The sequence below is a fragment of the Paenibacillus intestini genome (assembly GCF_030803945.1).
GTDB classification, from domain to species: domain Bacteria; phylum Bacillota; class Bacilli; order Paenibacillales; family Paenibacillaceae; genus Paenibacillus; species Paenibacillus polysaccharolyticus.
Genome location: NZ_JAURUN010000005.1, coordinates 248,089 through 267,293 on the forward strand (window position 1 = coordinate 248,089; position 19,205 = coordinate 267,293).

At 45.7% G+C, this 19,205-nt stretch carries 14 protein-coding genes; 6 read left to right on the plus strand and 8 right to left on the minus strand.

The genetic code is table 11. From position 1 onward, the window contains the following. Nucleotides 1–142: 142 nt before the first annotated feature. The 3 genes from J2T16_RS16195 to J2T16_RS16205 all read left to right on the plus strand — a co-directional run bounded on the left by J2T16_RS16195 (nucleotide 143) and on the right by J2T16_RS16205 (nucleotide 3,460). Nucleotides 143–1,234, plus strand: a complete 1,092-nt coding sequence (locus J2T16_RS16195; RefSeq protein WP_090923506.1) for a GntR family transcriptional regulator — start codon at nucleotides 143–145, stop codon at nucleotides 1,232–1,234. Between the two features lie 166 nt (nucleotides 1,235–1,400). After that, the gene (locus J2T16_RS16200; RefSeq protein ID WP_154889764.1) at nucleotides 1,401–2,255 is read left to right on the plus strand and encodes a helix-turn-helix transcriptional regulator; all 855 of its coding nucleotides are present in this window, start codon (nucleotides 1,401–1,403) and stop codon (nucleotides 2,253–2,255) included. A 242-nt stretch (nucleotides 2,256–2,497) separates the two neighbouring features. Continuing rightward, nucleotides 2,498–3,460 (plus strand): aldo/keto reductase, encoded by a 963-nt coding sequence (locus J2T16_RS16205; RefSeq protein WP_154890317.1) that lies wholly within the window; start codon nucleotides 2,498–2,500, stop codon nucleotides 3,458–3,460. A 149-nt stretch (nucleotides 3,461–3,609) separates the two neighbouring features. Here J2T16_RS16205 and J2T16_RS16210 read toward each other — a convergent pair whose 3' ends face one another. Together J2T16_RS16210 and J2T16_RS16215 are read right to left on the minus strand one after the other, a co-directional pair. Beyond that, on the minus strand, nucleotides 3,610–4,824 hold the full coding sequence (locus tag J2T16_RS16210) for an ATP-binding protein (protein WP_221787632.1): 1,215 nt from the start codon (nucleotides 4,822–4,824) through the stop codon (nucleotides 3,610–3,612). Between the two features lie 230 nt (nucleotides 4,825–5,054). Beyond that, nucleotides 5,055–5,600: a 50S ribosomal protein L25 gene (locus tag J2T16_RS16215; RefSeq protein WP_154985723.1), complete on the minus strand. Its 546-nt coding sequence runs from the start codon at nucleotides 5,598–5,600 to the stop codon at nucleotides 5,055–5,057. Between the two features lie 334 nt (nucleotides 5,601–5,934). Here J2T16_RS16215 and J2T16_RS16220 point away from each other — a divergent pair, with 334 nt between their 5' ends. Together J2T16_RS16220 and J2T16_RS16225 are read left to right on the plus strand one after the other, a co-directional pair. Then, on the plus strand, nucleotides 5,935–7,407 hold the full coding sequence (locus J2T16_RS16220; RefSeq protein WP_154985724.1) for a hypothetical protein: 1,473 nt from the start codon (nucleotides 5,935–5,937) through the stop codon (nucleotides 7,405–7,407). A gap of 159 nt (nucleotides 7,408–7,566) precedes the next feature. Beyond that, a complete protein-coding gene (locus J2T16_RS16225) occupies nucleotides 7,567–8,439 on the plus strand; it encodes a hypothetical protein (protein WP_221787635.1) in 873 nt (290 codons plus the stop codon). 84 nt (nucleotides 8,440–8,523) lie between these two features. Here the strand turns inward: J2T16_RS16225 and J2T16_RS16230 are convergent, their stop codons facing one another. The 4 genes from J2T16_RS16230 to J2T16_RS16245 form a co-directional block, all read right to left on the minus strand. Next, on the minus strand, nucleotides 8,524–10,383 hold the full coding sequence (locus J2T16_RS16230; RefSeq protein WP_154985726.1) for a hypothetical protein: 1,860 nt from the start codon (nucleotides 10,381–10,383) through the stop codon (nucleotides 8,524–8,526). A gap of 11 nt (nucleotides 10,384–10,394) precedes the next feature. Continuing rightward, nucleotides 10,395–12,686, minus strand: a complete 2,292-nt coding sequence (locus J2T16_RS16235) for a glycosyltransferase family 2 protein (protein ID WP_090923520.1) — start codon at nucleotides 12,684–12,686, stop codon at nucleotides 10,395–10,397. Beyond that, complete coding sequence (locus tag J2T16_RS16240; protein ID WP_221787636.1) at nucleotides 12,686–13,780, minus strand: bifunctional glycosyltransferase family 2/GtrA family protein; 1,095 nt, start codon at nucleotides 13,778–13,780, stop codon at nucleotides 12,686–12,688. Before J2T16_RS16240 ends, J2T16_RS16235 begins: the two co-directional genes overlap by 1 nt. 285 nt (nucleotides 13,781–14,065) lie before the next feature. Then, a complete protein-coding gene (locus J2T16_RS16245; protein WP_090923524.1) occupies nucleotides 14,066–15,334 on the minus strand; it encodes an L-lactate MFS transporter in 1,269 nt (422 codons plus the stop codon). A 249-nt stretch (nucleotides 15,335–15,583) separates the two neighbouring features. On the opposite strand from J2T16_RS16245, the gene J2T16_RS16250 reads away from it, so the two are divergent. Continuing rightward, entirely contained in the window at nucleotides 15,584–16,306 is a 723-nt protein-coding gene (locus J2T16_RS16250) for a YheC/YheD family protein (protein ID WP_221787637.1), read from the plus strand. Nucleotides 16,307–16,399: 93 nt separating this feature from the next. Here the strand turns inward: J2T16_RS16250 and J2T16_RS16255 are convergent, their stop codons facing one another. Continuing rightward, nucleotides 16,400–16,735 carry a hypothetical protein gene (locus J2T16_RS16255; RefSeq protein ID WP_090923530.1) on the minus strand — a complete coding sequence of 112 codons (336 nt, stop codon included), beginning with the start codon at nucleotides 16,733–16,735 and terminating at the stop codon, nucleotides 16,400–16,402. Nucleotides 16,736–16,891: 156 nt separating this feature from the next. Then, on the minus strand, nucleotides 16,892–19,021 hold the full coding sequence (locus J2T16_RS16260) for a 5'-nucleotidase C-terminal domain-containing protein (protein ID WP_221787638.1): 2,130 nt from the start codon (nucleotides 19,019–19,021) through the stop codon (nucleotides 16,892–16,894). Nucleotides 19,022–19,205: the final 184 nt, after the last annotated feature.

The window sequence follows — 19,205 nt, forward strand, 5'->3', positions numbered from 1 at the left end:
ACAAAATCGCAGTCAGTTGTACGTAACATTTAATAAAATGTACGGTTTCTCTTGCAAGTAAAGTGAATCATGCTAGAATATGTACGTACAACTTGAGCCATATTGATATAATATAGACGTTACAACGAAAGAAGTGGACGAATTGAAACCTAAATACCAAGTGATTATTGATGATATAAAGAGCCATATCCTGTCCGGGACTTACAGCATCGGCGAGCAGATTCCTACTGAATCAGCCTTGCAGGAGAGTTATAACGTGAGCCGTCAGACCGTTCGTAAGGCCATTTTGGAGTTGTCTAACGAAGGTTTTTTACGCAGCGAAAAGGGTTCGGGCACCTATGTCAGCAATCAGTACCGATCGCGAGCAGGTGGCAACACTTCGAAGAAGACGATCGGGGTCATTACCACCTATATCTCGGACTATATTTTCCCTTCCATTATTCGCGGTATCGAGCGTCGTCTGAATGAGGACAACTACTCGCTTCTGCTCGCCAGTACGAATAATGATGTAGCACAAGAGAAAAAGGCACTTGAGATGATGTTATCTTACGGCGTAGATGGTCTGATTGTTGAACCGACGAAAAGCAATCTGTACAACCCGAATATTGCGTACTATCTGTCTTTTAAGGAGCAGGATGTGCCGTTTGCGATGATCAATGCATTTTATGAGGAGTTAGAGGTGCCCTTTTTCTGTCTGGATGATGTACAGTCCAGTTATCTCGCCACTAAGGAGCTAATCTCCAAAGGCCACACCCAGATCGGGATTATTGCCAAAATGGATGATCTGCAGGGCAAGTACCGGATGAAGGGATACATCAAGGCACTAGGGGAAGCAAAACTGAGGTTCCACCCCGAGCATGTGCTCTCGTTTGATACCGCATCAAAAACAGATCTGTCCGCAAACGTGACAGCATATCTGCAAGAAAATCGGGAAGCACTCACCGCAATTGTTTGTTACAACGATGAAGTTGGGCTGGAAGTGGTACACGCTTGCCGCCAGCTCGGTATTTCGATCCCGGATGAGCTGTCCATTATTGGTCAGGACAATTCGTACATCGCCAAAAATGCAAACATCAGGCTGACCACACTCACTCATCCCCAAGAGCAGATGGGGCGTGATGCTGCCGATTGGGTTATCCGCAAGCTTCAGGGGAAGAAAGACCTCCCTACTCAAACCTACTATCAGCCTGAACTGGTGGAGGGAGAAACAGTGAAAGAGATGGAGATTGAGTAAGTATTCTCATGCTTGCAACGCGAGCCAGTAGCAAGTGATATACTAGATGGGGCACGGAGTAATATATATCGTACGGATGGCGTAGAGTTCCATACGATTTACGTTTTTTTAAGTTTACATGAGCAATACAATTTGGGATAAAAAGAGTTCAGGAGGTGATCTCGTCATGGTTGAAACGAACGGCCTATCGCAACCAGCACATCTGTCACCTGTGGACTTGAACAGCATGCGTGCCAAAACGTTGGGAGATTATCTGAAATCACGGCGCGCACGGCTTCAACCGGAGCAAGCAGGGCTCGCCAAGACTCATGGTCAACGCCGGACACCTGGGTTACGCCGAGAAGAGGTTGCCATACTGGCAGGGGTTAGCGCAACCTATTATACGTTTCTGGAACAGGGGCGAGAGGTCGCCGTCTCCCGAGAAGTTATCGAGAGTATCGGCCGGGCACTTCAATTGTCTCCCGATGAGCACACCCATCTGCTCGGCCTATGGAATGGCAATGAACCTGAAATGGCCCCGCCAATTACCTCGGAGATCACTCAACCTTGGCGGGATATTGTGAATCAGATGGCGTTTCCTGCGTTCATCACGAATGATCGTGCTGAGTTGCTTGCCTGGAACACATCTGTCGACAAATACGTATTGGACTACACTTCACGTGCTCCAGAACAACGGAACATGATGTTTAGCCTATTTACAGATCCGGAAATGCGCGCTCGCCTTATCAATTGGGAGGAGATGGCGGCACATTCCGTTGCCATATTCCGTACCTCTTATGATAGATATACACATGATCCGTGGTTTCCCAAGTTTGTAGATGATCTTTCCAAAGAAAGTTCTGAATTTGCATCGTTATGGGAGCTGCACCACGTAGAGGCAAAGAGGGTTACGCGCGTTTACTACCAACTGCCCGACCAAGAACAAGCTATCGCATATGACATTAATTCGTTATCCTTCACGCTGGATCACCCGGATCTGCATCTGTGCATCTATTCTCCAGTCAAGGAACAGGAATCTTAAACAGCGCTTGCCCCTCTTCTTTCACAAATCGTATGATCTACACTTCATTTACCACCGTAGTCCTATACAAGACAACCAGATTCATGCCATCCTGGTACTGCCGTTACTAGCATTAGCATGCTGTGGTTGGGGTAGTAACTGCGAATTAGAATGGAATCATGCCTTAAGCATAACGATGAAGGTACTATATTCTTTAATTTGCGGAAAAGAGGGATGATCGGATGGAGTTTAATAATAATGGAGTGGTGAAAAGAAAGTTAGGTTCACTTGGACTTGAGGTATCCGCACTGGGACTTGGTACCATGATGATGCCTGACAACGAGGATTCTATACGTACGATTCATGGTGCACTGGATCACGGAGTTACCTTGTTCGACACAGCTGATATATATGGGGAACATTTCATGCAACAAGGACTGTTCGGAGGTAACGAGCAGCTGGTTGGTCGAGCTCTGAAAGGCCGTCGTGATCAAGCCATTCTGGCGACCAAATTCGGCATTGTATCTCCAAACATGAAGGTACTCGGACACCCGGCGTATGTCAAAAAATCAATCGATTCCAGCCTGCTTCAACTGGGCACCGATTACATCGACCTGTACTATCAGCATCGCGTTGACCCGGACGTCCCCATTGAAGAGACTGTCGGCGCTATGGCTCAACTTGTGCAGGAAGGTAAAGTCCGCTTTCTCGGTCTCTCGGAAGCAACGGCGGATCAGATCCGGCGGGCACATGCCATTCACCCCATCACGGCGGTAGAAACAGAATACTCGCTCTGGAGCCGCGAAGTAGAGGATGGGGTGCTGCCTGTGCTGGATGAACTGGGTATCGGTTTTGTACCCTATAGTCCCTTGGGACGCGGATTCCTGACTGGACAGATTCGGACGTTTGATGATCTGCCTGCGGATGATTACCGCCGCTTCTTCCCTCGTTTCCAAGGAGATAATTTCAATAAAAATCTGGAGGTCGTTCGGCTGATTGAGCAGCTTGCCGCACGAAAAGGCTGTACTACACCTCAACTGGCTCTAGCCTGGCTGCTGGCGCAGGGGGAGCAAATCGTACCTATACCCGGTACGAAACGTCTAGAGCGGTTGCAGGAGAACCTTGGTGCATTGCAGGTCACGATCACACCGGAAGAATTGGCCGAGATCGAACACATCTCGCCCAAAGGGTTCGCAGCAGGTGAGCGCTATCCTTCGTTTTCCTGAGGTCAGAGTTGAATAAAGAATAAGAACAGGAAAAAGGCTGTCGTTCGGCAGCCTTTCTTAACTCACTTTTTAGAGCTATTTTATACTTATTCTTATACTCTTCTTTTATTTACTCCTCTTAACAAGGAATCTGCCAATCTCCGTGCCCTTCAGCCGCGGTCTGTTGCCGGAAACGTCAGAATCACCGTCGTACCCACGCCCTTCTCACTCACATACTTGATCGTTCCGTTAACCTTCTCCACGATGTTGAAGCAGATCATCAGCCCGAGTCCCGTACCATTCGTTTTCAGCGAGTAAAACGGGGTACCCAAAGCTTTAACTTCCTCCTCCGTCATCCCACACCCCTGATCCACAATTTTGATCTCCACCTTCTGCTTCACAAGTCTTGCTGTTACATGAACCATGGCTCCCGTATCCGAGGCTTCCAGAGCGTTCTTGATCAGATTAATGATCACCTGCTTAAACTCAACGGCATTCATGAAGATCGTGCAGTCCTCTTCAATCTCGATATCGATATGTTTATTGGACAACATGGCGTAGGAGCCCAGTAGGCTAGCTACCCCCTCAAGTAGCTCTTGCACATGTACTTTCTCATCAACCAATATCTCTCGGTTTGGTTTGGCAATGGATAAAAATTGGGAGGTCACCTGTTCCACCGTATTCAGCTCATCGATCATCAGCGCGAACTTGGATCGATCGGCAGCATCGAAGGCCGGATTTTGTTGATACAACTGCAGGAATCCCCGAACCACCGTTACCGGATTACGAATTTCGTGCGCAACCGCTGCCGTTAGATGTGCAACCATTTGGAGACGTTCGGATTGTTGTACCTGTTCCAAATATAGTTCCTGTTTGCGGATCCGATCAAAAGTTAAATAGAAAATGAGAAACAGGAGCAGTTGACTCGCAATGATATTAATCAGATTTCCGGCCAGATCTATATGTATATATTTATACAAATTATCTTGCTTGTGAATATACGTCGTTACAATCACCAGCATGACTGTATTCAAGCTGAGCGAAATATAAAACAACTTGAAATCATAGAACAAGATCGCGAGTGCTGGAAGCAAACAGATCATAATGTAAGTTGTCCACGTCTGAGGATAGATCAAAGCTAGCGTGTAGAAATAGACAAACCCAAGTAAAATAATGCTCAATCGAAATGCAAATGTCTCATATCTGGGGTAAATGAGCAGACATACAGGTATCGTCACAACACATAACAAATGAATGACATATCCGATGGTCATACCCTGAAGCTCTGCGGTAGATACGGCTAAACCGGCTACCATTAGAAGGATCATTAGAAACATCGATATATAATAGGTCTTCCGGTTCATTGGACTATGCAATTCCTTCATCTATTCACCACCTTGTTCGTGAATTTCTATATATAGTATTGTAGCTTATTTCCTGTATCACCTTCCATGGATGAGAAATATTTTATTTTAGTCATACCAAAATAAGCTGCATGGACATTTAGCCCATACAGCTTATTTCGATTAATGCAACTGTATATTTACAGCACATTCTATTTAAAAAAATGTACTCGTAATTAAAGAATAACCCCGATTACGCAAGTATTTACCTATTAAGGTTTAATCACAGAGAGAAGTGATTCGTTGCCCTCTGAGATCACCGTTACTTCCGGCGCGAACTCGGCATCCTCAACATGTAGGGTTTGACCAATTTTCATTGCACTAATATCAAACTCGACCACGGTTGGCAAATGACGAGGTAGAGCCTCCACTTCAATAGTAGCTAACTGAATCTGCACAACCCCGCCGTACTTCGCATCCTCTGGGGTTCCGTTGAACTTGACCGGGATTTTGGTACGTAGCACCTCATCGTTCTGTACCTGCTGAAAATCGACGTGAATCAAATCTCGTGTAACCGGATCACGCTGCAGATCTTCCAGCAATACGGTAAGTGAAGGTTTTTCTTCGAATTGCAGTTCGATGAATCCGGACGCACCTTGGTTCAACCATTTTTGAAATGGTACCGACGGGATATGAATCATTTCATTTTCTGTGTTTTTGCCAAAAACAATACCTGGCAGGCGGCCAGATTGGCGCAAATTCTGAAGTCTGGACGGCTTTAATTTGATACGAGTTTCCGCTTGTATAAGAGTAGTCATGCTATGTTCGCTCCTCTGTATTCTATGATTTTCTGTACACGTTCACTTACCATCATCCAACATTCCCCTACGGGGGCTAAAGAGAGAAACATAGCATCACCACCTCCACACGGCCTCATTTTATAACCATTAAATGTAAACTCCCATAATATACAGCAAGGCACTCTACTTGGAAAAGTAGAATGCCCTTGGGATGCTTCCAGCCTATCATAGAAACCCATGTTTGTCGATGAATCGACCAACTGTACCATGATATTCATCACTTAACAAATACATACATTTGGTATATTATAGAATTGCAGCAAAAAATTATAAGAAGAGAGGAGTTTACACTTTGAAAAAGACACTCTCCATGCTTATCGTCATGAATTTAGTTCTTACCTTTGCTTTTAGTTTCAGCGCTTCTGCTAACAATGATCCTGAGGGAGAAAATTCGCCTGAGGCACGCATTACGGAACAGGTCATACAGCCAGACACTGAGATCATCACTGAGCTGACCGAGGCTCCCACCGAGTTGGATTCCGCTCCATTGAAGGAACATCAGCTCAAGGAAACGGTCAACCTGAATGAAACTTCTGTCACTTCCAAAACACATAAGCAACAAAGTCTACTGGCTACTCCGCAATCGGAGGATACAGATAACACAACAGCTGCAGCTGAGACCACTACATACACTGGCTACATCCAGGAGCAAGGCACCTCCAGCTATTTATACCCGATCTATGTACAGCCGGGGCACATTCTGCAAGTACAGATGGATACCCCCGCATCTGCGCAGCTTGATTACGATCTATATCTCTATGAATTCGATATGTCCACCGGGGAAGTGAATCCGAATCCTATTGATTACTCCATCTACGGGACATATTTGAACAATTACGGGAACGGGTTCAGAACCTTATCTGAAAATGTAGGCACGAAAAATATCACTTCCGGCGCCAAAGCCTACTTAATTGAAGCCTACGGCAAGGTTGGTGCCAGCATTAATGAGCCGTTTACCCTGACGGTCTCCACAAGCTCGACATATGATGCCTTCGAGACGGACGAGAACGCGCTACGTGCCTATCCGCTTACCGTTGCTGTTGGCGGCTCTACACTCGCAACCCGTTCATTGAATTCGGAGATTGATCAGGATTGGTACAAAATCACCGTTCCTGAGAGCAGAAACTATGATGCGATGCGCATCACGCTGGACCAGGCTTCAACGGCGAATGGTTACAAAGCTGAATTGTACGGGGCTTTAAGTAACAATCGAATGGCCTTGATGCCGACCACGAACGGTAATGTATCGTTAGGTACAGGCACTTATTATTTGAAGGTGTATACCACCAACACTTATTCGGACACCAACTATTCACTGCATTTGCAGCCTGTATTACGTGCAGACAAAATTGTCATTACGGGCTACAACTCAAACGGCGGCCCCAATGATTATCCTTCTTACGCCTATGGACGCTACTACCGAATCACAGGATCAAGCTTCACGGTGACAGGGGTTGCGGCTACTTCCGATAACTATGCCGTTGCTAATACGGAAGTCGAGGTCATCTGGGCGAATGATGCCTGGTCTGAAAGCAGCAACAATCGTTATCGCAGTGCCAAAGTTATGACCAACAGCAGTGGGCAGTTCACAGCAACGTTGTCCCTGCCTCCTTCCGCCGGTAGCCTCAGTCAGTACTTGCCAGGAGCCATAAGCTTCACACATTATTATGATCTTTGTGCTGTGGTGGCTAGAGTGACAAGTCGCCCAAGTGTGAATACGACCGATATTGTGTATCACTTCGCCTACAGTATTTATGGCGGTTGATTGAATCAAGGAGAGCAACGAGTGGTGAAAGATAACCGTTCGTTGCTCTTTTTTTGTCCATTTATATTAAAAATATGGAATATTATTCCGATAACATAAAGAGACATGTCTGAGATGGAAACTAGAGCATTTATTTTTGACGAATAGGGGTGTTTACGAATGAAGGTTTCAAGCACAACGCCGTTTGACCTCAATGCCTACACTCATTCACAACAACGCACAGGACAAGCGAATCCATCAAATCAACCAACGATGATTACGGGGAAGTTCGATTTGTCTCATGACATAGATACCGTGGAGATCAGTAACGCTTCCAGACAGCTTGCCTCCTCGGATGTCGTGAACCATTCAGCCGTTTACTTCGGCACCGTTCAGATCAACGAGTCACTGGAACGCCTGCTCAAGGGCCAATCTTCTGAGGTTAAAGGAACGGTCTATGGCATTATTCAATCTAACCTGATTACGGATGTAACAGATAAGGACGATCGATCCGCTTTACTCGAACTGGGTCTAACTCAAGCACAATACATAGCGGACAACTACATGAAAGGCGATCAGGCCACCGAGTTCATGAATACGTTCCGTCAGATTGGAGCAATCTCCACAACCAGAACGATCAACCCTGAAACGAAGCAAGTTCAGTATGATACACCACCACAACGGCCGGTTGGTGCACCAGAGGATTACGTGGATCTTAATTATATGATGCGTAAATTCCAGCCTCAGACCTATGATAAGTTGCAAGACGCCATCGTAAACAACAAGGACTGGAGCAGCATTCTACAGAACTTTGCGAAACAGGCCTCCACGAATCAGGCATGGATCAAAGAATACCGTGAGGATGCGGCCCGTTCTGCTGATAACATGCCCATCCCGAACCGATTTGAAAAGGCTGACACGACCAACCTAAGCTCATTTGTCCATGCGGTGAAAGAGATCATTACCCGGACCGATTCGCCAAACAACAAGCTGCTAATCGATAATATTGAAGCTTTTATGCGAAAGCTTAAACCCGAGGGTAAGGCTACCTAACTAGTCGTTCCGCTCACTGCATATTAAAAAGCTCCACTCCCCGGTTTCATGGGAGTGGAGCTTTTGTTTAATTCGTTCTTGTTGCTACTGCAACGTCAGCATAATTTTATCGCCGGATCGAGTGATCTTATAGACCCCTTTTTGCATATCAATGCCGTAGTGTTTTTTCAGTAACATTTTCGCGTTAAGATCTGTCTCAATCACCACAAGGTAGTCGTAGTTACTTAGCAGATTGTCCATATTATCCTCGTAGAACAGCACAATACCGTCCACATTGGGAGCATATAAGAAGTATCTACCCACGTATTGCATGTAATAACTGGTGACCTGTTGATCTCGGTCAGAGCCGTAAAACAGATACTTGCTTCGATCCTCTTTGCCGCCCGTATACCACCGATCCCCTGTCACCGCATGAACTTCGTAGGGAAGGGTTTTGTCGTACGTTTTGTTGATCGAGATCATCCCGTTATATTCGGACAAGAGAGTTGTTGCCGCGAGTGCCATACACGCGATGATTCCCTGTTGATAATGCCTCTTCGTCTGTACCGTCTTGAATGATTGATAATCAGGAACCTCACCAATGCGGTAATGGAACGTTCGCTCAATATCAACGGCTGCACAAAGCACCAGTCCACCAGCGAACAACACCACGATACTTGATGCATAACGCTCGAACCCAGCCAGTCGAACAGCCTCATCCACAGGCATGGAGAACAGATACAGTGCCAGAATTCCGGCATAGTACAGTACCACGACCACATTCAGTGCAATCAGCACTTTCCACAGGTTCCACTTCTTCTTGAGCACCACATAGGCTACAATTGAAGCCGCGATCGCAACAACTTCAAAAATAACAATGCCCAGCACAGGTCTGGATGTAATATCCACGCTAGACTTCAAGAAGAGCACCAGGATGTCCCACTTTTGCTCAGCTGTTTTACCCGGCTTTAGGGCCGCAGCTGCTCCCTCGAACTTGTTATTCACACCGTGGAATACCGTTGCCATACGCAAGCTCCAACTGAAATACGGCAATAATGCCCCTGCAATCGTACCGAGTACAGCGAGCCCAATCTTCCAGTTCGCACGTTGCTTATTCGTAAGCCAGACATATACGAGAAAGATCAGGCCCACGGCAGCAAAGATGATTCCTGTACTTTTGATCACCGTCAGCAGACCCGCCAGAGGCAGAATAATGATGCAAGCTCGCTTAAGATCATGACGATACTGGTATATCACCGCCACAATCGCAAGTGCAAAGATTGGAAGCAGGAAGTCTACTAGCAGGTTGGTGATACGAATCGTCAGGTTGAAGAAGGATAAGGTCGATAAACCTAACCCGAGAAAAGCATATAATAGGAAACGTTTTTTCTCTGACACGATGCCGAACATGGCGTAGAAACATGAAAAGATCAGCAACCCCTGCGCCAGTAACATAATTGGCTGGGCATGTCCCATAAATCGGCAGATGTAGTATATAAACGACGACGTGCCGAGCGGGTAATTCTTAAACTCAATCAGGTCCGAATTCGGTGTTGGAAACGCATTGGTACTGAGCATCTCCTTCACCACAATCGCCCAATGTGAGAAATTATCGTAGTGAGTAAGCTCCGTGTGGAACAAAATGAGCAAAAATATGAAAACCCCGCTCAAAAAACTCAATTGAAATAACGAAAATGATAATGACCATGAGCCCCGTTTACTCTGGTACAAAGCTTGTATCACTCTGCCTCTAAACAACAATAAGCCTGTGACTAGCACAACAATGCTGCCCGTGAAGAGCTGCCCTGCTAGTCCGGCAAAATAGACGATACAGGCGATAGCCGAGAACACAAATATCGGAATGAACTCCCACCGGATGGACATCACCTTACGGACAAACTGCATATAACCGATCATCGATATTATGAGTAAAATGCCCATCACAAGTTGAAGCAAAAACAGCATGTCTATCTCTCCTAACCCTCTTTGGTGAACCGCTCAGCTTGTGGACGAATCAAATCACTCAGTAACTGATCAATCAAACCACGCCCCAAGATCTCATCGATATTCTCTACGGAGAGAAGCACTTCACGTTTGTTTGCCGTTGTTTTTCCCGTATGTTTTAAGACCAATTCAATGTTGCTTTCGGTGTAAAAGGTAACCTCTGACCCCTCTGCTATCTTGCCTTGCAGATTCGTGGCAGAGAAGAAACGATAATTAAAGCTGAGCAGTGTACAGCTCGCATGATTCGTAAACGTTACGGGAAGATGAAGGGAAAGCCTTGGCATCTTCCGCTGATCCGATTTGGGCTGCACAATCCGTTTTTTCACATTACGCAACATGTCGTCATATGCAGTGTCCCATAGGTTCATTTGCTCCGGTAGCGAATGCTTCCGGTCATAGATAAGCTGCATGTACTGCCGGTTATCCGCCTCACTGAGCGGTTTCACCGTTGCGGAATAACGCCATCCTTCGCCATCTGCTTTGACGTATACGATAACCGCATCAAGATTGGCCTCATATCGACTGGATTTGACGACCAGAGAGATGGTCTTCTGCTCTGGTAGATAAATCGGGTACGGCACATAAAATGCAATGCCATTTTCCGAAAGATCCACTGTCTTGGCCTCGTAACGTAGCGTGCTGTCCGGATAACGGATGATCACATCTTCTTGCGCCCGTATCCGTTCATTCTCCCGGTATGCTCGCCGCCCGATCATGAAGAAGAGCGCATAGAACAAGGCAATCATATTGTGAACGAGCCAGAAGATGATAATACTGCTGAAAAATAAAGCAATGCCGTACTTGCCATTCACGTACCGGATAATCGCAGCGATGGACAGGATCACCAGAAAAATATGCGGCAGTGCATATTTCATCGAGGCAATCCACTCGCGTCCGGTTGAACGATTTTTATTCGTCACCTTGAACTTACGCTCGCGGATGCCCACCGTCTCCAGAATAACCGGCCAGATCAGATACGGCATGAAGATGGTATCGATGACCTGACTCCAGCGCTGATTCCGTATATTACTGGACAGATAACGCATTGATAGACTGTAGAAGAAATACGATGGCAACCAGAAGATCAGAATCTGCCAGAAGGTCGTATTTACGATCTGGAAATCAAATAAAGCGAAAAGAATGGGAGACAAGATAAAGATCAAACGATTGAAAAAAGACCACCAGTATAAAAAACTGCTCACATAGGTCACTCTCGTCCAGAAAGGCAACTTTCTGGAGATCGGTGCACGCGTATTTTGCAAGCTCTGAATGATGCCCCTCGCCCATCGTATCCGCTGTTTGATCATGCTCGGAATCGTGGTCGTCGTCTGTCCTGCAGCTTGAACCTCTTGCGTGGCATACGTGATATACCCCTCTTGCTGCAAACGGATACTTGTCTCAAAATCCTCCGTGATGGTGTTCAGCGGAAACCCACCGATATCTACCATCCCTTGCCGGGCAATCACTGTATTACTGCCCGTATAGGCTACGGCATTGGACGCATTGCGCAGAATGTTAACCTCGCGCGAGAAAAAGTCCTGCTCGTTCGGAATACCCTGCTCCGCATACAGATTGAACTGGAATAGATCCGGGTTGTAAAAGCTTTGCGGGGTCTGTACCAGCCCCAGCTTAAAGGTTGGATCGATCTCCTCCTCACGGCGAAGGCGCCATTCCCCATTTTCTTCGATAAACGTGGAGAGCATGAAGTAGGGTACGGTTTTCATCAGAAACGTATGCTGCGGAATCATATCTGCATCAAAGGTTGCAATAAGTGGAGACGATGTCTTGCTCAGTGCATTGTTCAGGTTGCCGGATTTCGCATCCTTATTACCAGGAAACCCTAGATAACCAATGCCGAACTGCTTCGCCAACTCTTCTACCGCAGGTCTGGCACCATCATCGCACAGGTAGATATGTACCTTCGATTTGTCCGGGTAATCCATAAACGTACAGGCATTCACCGTTTTATACAAAAGGTCAACGGGTTCGTTATGTGTGGCGATAAACACATCGACGTGCGGGTAATATTCGTCCGGGATCACCGGAAAATCGAGTTGTGCCCGTTTCTTTTGCATCTTTTGAAAAAACAACTCGAAGGTCGTGCCGACCGTAACCGCCTCCGCCATAATGAGCAGTATGCCAAAGATGACATTCAGCACCCCTTCGCCCCATGGCAGCGTAAAGAACATACGCCAGATCAGATAGATGGTCATGAGGATCATCGTGATGATGAAAAATACATTTTGCCTTTTCTCGTTTTGCACTACAGCTGCTTCCTCCTTGCTGCAAATACCCACCTCCGCTGCAGTTGGAAACTTAGCAGGAACAGGATGGCATCACAGACGAATTTCGCTGCCTTCTCATCCACGAGGAATAGGGTATGGAATAAATACACGCCTGTACTCGACAACAATATAACCAGGCCGCACAACGTTAAGTAACGCCATAGACTGCCCCGGCTGTCTTCCTTGCGAAACACAAAATATCGATTCAGAACATAATTCACGACGATCGAGATGACTCGGGCAATAACCGTCGCGAGCAAAATTCTTAAATAATGCTGATCCCCCATCATGGGGCGCAGGAAATCGATCAAAAACCAGGCAATGCCCAAATCAACGACAGAACTGGCAACCGACGATGATATAAAACGAAAGAAATTCGAGAACAGCACCCCCATCACCCGGGCACTATCCTGAATCGCTTTGAAATGGGTACCCGCATTGCCATTTTCATAGATCACTTGAATGGGTACCGTATGAATGCCAATACCTGACTGAATACAGGAGATCAGCATCTGCAGTTCATATTCAAATCGCTTGCCGCGTACATCCAGCATAAATGACAATAACTCGGTACCGAAGGCACGAAGTCCCGTCTGGGTATCCGACAGTTTTTTTCCATATAACAGCGCAAAAATAAATGATGTCATCCGATTACCAAATAAAGATTTAGGCGGAATATCGCCCTCACTGAAATCCCGCACGCCGAGTAGTAAGTCATTCGGACGACGTTTGGCTTCCTGAGCAATCCGATACACATCCTCTGCAGCGTGCTGCCCATCTGAATCCGCAGTAACTACGTAATGAGCCTGCCCATAATGCTGTGCTATGTAACGAAATCCGGTCTTCAGCGCCTCACCTTTTCCTTGGTTCTGTGCGTGTCGCAGCAAAGAGCATCCATTATCTTCTAATTCTTCGAAAATGTGCTGATATTTCTCACCAGAACCATCATCTACAATGACCAAATTCATAAAACCGTAATCCCGCAACTGACGTACATAGGATAAAAGTCTATCATCTGGTTCCAGAGAAGGAATGAGGATGATCGTTTCGTCCTTTTCTTCTGCTATAATCATCCGAAATGAGCCCCAATTCGACATATTTTCATGAAAATCTGTTGTATATTAGCGTTAATATCTTCCTTGAATATAGGAGAGTATACCATCGAAAAGGTGGGGCGTAAACGAGAACTTTTGTAATCTAATGGTAAAAAAGTTTTACATTTTCATGTACATGTGATAGTCGTAACAGACTATATCACTCTGATATATTAATCATTCAGCTACCTTATAAATAATAAAGAACCCCCGTCTATTAAACGGAAGGTTCGGGTTACTCACATGCTATTGATATACTTTTGCTCAGACTGTCACTTTGTGGTTGTTATTCACATTTTTATTCTGATATCTGACAGCCCACTTATATACGAAGGTCAGAATAAATCCGGTCAGGCCACAGACGGCCGCAATAACAAAGGCTCTCTGATAACTGCCATCTGCACTATACACATTTCTCATGATTGAGGGTCCGAAATAGCCGGCCAGTGCGAATCCGATAAACATAATTCCGTAATTGACACTGTTGTTTTTGGCCCCAAACTGATCTGCCGTGAAGCCGGGAAATACCCCCATTAAAGAACCAAAGCTTAAACCAATCATGGAAATCCCCATATAAAATGTACCTACACTGTTCTCTCCTGAAAAATAAAGCATGATCAGGCCGGCCACAGATAAGAGAGACGTAATGGCAAGTGTATTGATTCGGCCAATCTTGTCTGAGATATATCCGGCCAGAATCCGGCCACCTGTGTTAAACAGCGCCAAGATCGATACAACTGTTGTTGCCGCAGCAGCCGATAAACCAACCATTTTCTGAGCGATAGGTGAAGCTTGAGAGGTGCACATCAGTCCGGCAAAAGCTCCACTGATCAACAGCAAGATCATCACGTAGAAGATCGGGCTTGCAAGCATGCCTTTCCAATTCTTCTCTTCTCGCGGAGAACGGGCAAGTTGGACAGCACTTGGTGTCCATCCTGACGGAGCAAAATTAGCCGGGCATTTCTCAATAAAGAACGACGCTACGCAAATAATAAGGAGAAAGGCAATCCCTATGATCAAGAATGCAGAGGTTACCCCCGAGTTGCTGATCAACACATTGGCGACCGGAGGAATAATCACAGAACTTAACCCATAAGCAGCCGTCGTTACGCCCCCAACCAATCCGCGTTTGTCGGGGAAGAATTTGATGGAGTTGCTGATCGTACACCCGTAAACCATTCCTGTTCCCAAACCAAGCACAATTCCATAAGCAAATACCAGAAAACCTACAGATGTGGCAAAGCTCGATAGAATCATACCACCCCCGAATAAAATCCCTCCAACCAGAATGACCTTCTTGGGTCCGAATCTGTCATTAATCCATCCACCCGATATCATCGTAATGGGTCCGACTGAATTGCAGATGGTAAACGCAATAGCCAAATCCCCTGGCGTCAATGTACGTCCTGTGAGACCACTTAGATAAGCTGCCATTGGGGCAGCAAATACACTCCATGCATAAATGGAGCCAATACATAGGTTGATAAAACAGCTTGCAATCAGAATAATCCATCTCTTTTTTGTCAGTTCCACTGAGATCTTTTCCCCTCATGATTGTATTGTGAAATAATTCACTAACTTATGCGATAAAGTGTAGCACAGCTTTTTATATCCATCTATGACAACATGTATAGCTTTATCAAGGATTTTTTTGTAGTTACCTGACAGGGGAAAGATTCTCATATTTAGACGAATGGCAGCTTATGCCAGACACAGGTTTGAACTAAAATAAGATGAGAGTCGTAGACCCTGATTTGACCCTGATTAAAGGCTGTGATGTCAATGTTATTTCAACGGGACAAATGGCTACAGTATCGGGCCTTTCGCAATGTCCCTTTGCTCGCCAGACGATTGCCAGAAACACAGTTGCTTGAGAAAGAAACCTTAGACCATATGCTTCTACAACATTCAAGTGTCGTACTGAAACCCTGCGACGGACGTTATGGGAGAGATATTGTGTTCATCCGGCGGCTGAAAACAGGTACCTATCAAATCCAAAATGAGAATAATATCATTACCATGCAAAACAAAAGTGATTTACAGGATTGGTTTGATCAAATTGACAAGGATCGTGAGTATATCATCCAGCAGCGTCTGTATTTAGCTCGTATTCGGCAAAGACCGTTCGACCTTCGTATCATGGTTCAACGTCAAAAAGCAACTTCATCTGCCTGGAAGGTAACCGGTTCCTACGCCAAGATCGCATCACGCGGGTATCTGGTGACTAATGTGACCAACCGTACCATTCCTGTGCTCAAAGCGTTGCAACTAGCACGTGTAGGTGGACGGAAACTGCTCCTTCAAGTAGAGCGCACTGCTCTGCTGGCCGCCAAGAGCCTGGAGGTACACTACCCTGATCTGAGACAGATCGGTTTTGATATTGGAATCGATAAGAAAGGCGGGATCTGGATTATTGAAGGCAATTACCGCCCTGACCTTCGTCCGTTCCGGCACTTGAAGGACTCTTCGATGTATCGCCGAATCTTGTGGTATCAGAAGCATTAATTCCAATCGTTACGACGCAAGAAGCGACTCCCCGTTGACCTGGAGAGTCGCTTCTTAACATCCGTTTCTTTGTTCAACCGATTGCCGATATTATTAACATTTCCGACGGCGTCTAGCTGAACTTACTACACGCGTTACCCGGAACTGATTCGGGCCCACTTGGATAATCGCGAACTGGCTGTAGGATGTTCCTGATGACGTGTAAGGTTCTGCTTCAATATTTCCACTCGGTGTGATCACAGTTGCAGTAATTCGAGTCACCAGACAAACCCCACGCCCCGATGACTGCCAAGTCCCTTCACGTTGAACACTGTAACGGTCATTGCTACAGAAAATAGACGCATACTCGACCGTTCCATACGCATTAAACGAAGTAGAGTTATAAATCTGAACTGGATCATACCCACCTGTTGGTCTACGATTTCCCATTCTCAAAACCTCCTTATTGTTGATAGTTTATTAGATGCAATAGAGCGATTTTGGTGAGGGATAGACGTGGACAAGGCTGAAAAAGTGTATTTGCCTTACAAAAAAAACCACCCGCCATGTTAGCGAGTGGTTTGCAACTGCTGTAGCAATGATGAATTAGGAAGCTTTCGCCGCCGCTGCTTTTTGAATCAACGCTTTGGCATCATTCACTGAAAGGCCTTGCTTAGGTTCCAGCATTTTTTTGTCTGTTGCACTGAAAATGCCTTTATCAATCAGTTTTGCTAGTGGTTTCAACGCGTAAGCAGCCACCGATTTTCCGTCTTCGAAGCCAGCAATGATCGTTGCCGCTTTCGCTTCGGATGCCGGGCTATTCACCAATTTCGCCAAAATGGTTGCTGCCTCTTCCCGAGTGATATCACGCTCAGGATAGAAGTTACCGCCGTAGCCTTGAATAAATCCGGCTTTGGAAGCTTCTGCAATGGCATCGGCATATGCAGCATTCGCAGCAACATCTTTGAATGCAGGTGCTGTAGATACTGCGTCAAGCTTCAGCATATTCACGAGCGCAGTGACAAATTCAGCACGAGAAATAGGTTCATTGTTCGCTGGTGCTGGTGTTTCTGCTGGCTCTGTAGCGACACCGATGTTTGTAATGCGGGCTTCTTTTTTAGCTTGAATATCGCCACCCTTGAATGTATCTGTGATGTATTTGTAGAACACATCCAGATCAATTGGGCCAGCCAAGGAGGATTTTGCATCCAGCAGTACTTTGTAGTTGTCTCCACCTGCAGCCATGAAATTGTTCACGACAGCGGTGTATGATTTTTTAGGATCAATCGGTGTACCATCTTCAAGCGTAAGAGCCGTCACACGCTCAGTAACCGGCTTGCTGAAGTCGGCTGTGTATTTCAAACCAGCAATTTGCAACGTTTTTGTATTTGGTGTACCGTCAGCATTGGTTCCCCATTGCTGTTGTAGCAACGTTTTTACCTGCTCACCTGTCAGCTCCAGCTTCACGAGTGTATTGCCGAAAGGCTGGATTTTAGCCAAATCTGCAAAGGTCACATCCCCTTTTGGCAGGTCTGCACGGATACCACCTGGATTCATGAATGCAAAGTCAGCCTTACTTGCTTTATCGCCAAAGTCTGCTTGACGCATCGCATCTGCAATCAGGTTGCCCAGTGGAGCTTCGTTATTGTAAGCATCCGTACGCAAAACGGTACCATCTGTTGTACCTACTGGCTTGGTCAGCTCAGGGTGCTTATCCAAAGACTTTTTGATAATTGCTAGTGTTTCAGGATCTTCTTTTACACCCTCTTGGAACGTGGTTGTCACGGTAGCCGATTTTTCAGTTACATCTCCCGTAACAGGGTCAATCATCAGCTTGATATCTTCAAACGCTGTACCATAAGAGTATGCTTGCACGATCAGTTTGCCATTCACGACACCGTTCGCCAGAGCGTGATTATCACCCGCAACGATGACATCAACAGGAGAGTTTGCAGGCAACGCTTTTGCCAGATCAGCTGCTTCTCCAGTTGTTACCCCTTCTTTGGTCGATGCTGGGTCATGTGCCAGAACGATAATCGTTTCAACGCCTTGGTCTTGCAGTTCTTTTGCATATTTATTAACGGCTTCAACCTCTTCTTCAGCGCTCAGGAAACGTACACCTGCTGTACCCGCTGGAGATACTTTGTTTGGCGTTGATTTCGTCACGAGTCCGATGAATCCGATTTTGACGCCACCTACTTCTTTGATCACATACGGTTTAATCAAGGGTTTACCTGTGGAGTTCTCAATCACGTTTGCATTCACATAATCAAATTTCGCACCAGCATGGGTTACTTTACCTTCTTTTGGATCAAGTCCGCCAAAAATTTGAGCCTTCAATGCAGCAATCCCTTGGTCAAATTCATGGTTACCCAGAGAACCTACATCAAATCCCATCATATTCATCCATTCCATGGTAGGCTCATCACGATCCATAGATGAGACTGGAGCAGATGCACCAACCGAGTCGCCGTTATGGAACAGCAAGGAATGCTCATATTTGGCCTTAGCTTCTTTGAGATAGGTTGCTAGAATTGGAGCAGAACCTGCCTTCTTATCACCAACCATAGATGTTGTATCCAATTGGCCGTGGAAATCATTGATTCCTATCAAATGTACCTCTACATCTTTACCTGCGGCAGAAACGGAACCGGCTGCTCCGAACAGCTGAGTGAGTAATAATGTAGCAGCTGCCACACGAATGGTGCTTTTCCCCAAAACTTTTTTCCAAGACATGAGTAAACCAAACCCCTCTCCAATTTCAAATCCTGAAACATTTTACCATAGTTCAATTCATAAAAGTGACCAATTCTATTAAATCTATGTAAAAAAAATTACAAAAGAATACATAACTCTTTATATTGAAAATGTTGTATTTTATATTTTTCTCTTGCTATAGTGGAATAAAATGTTATATATT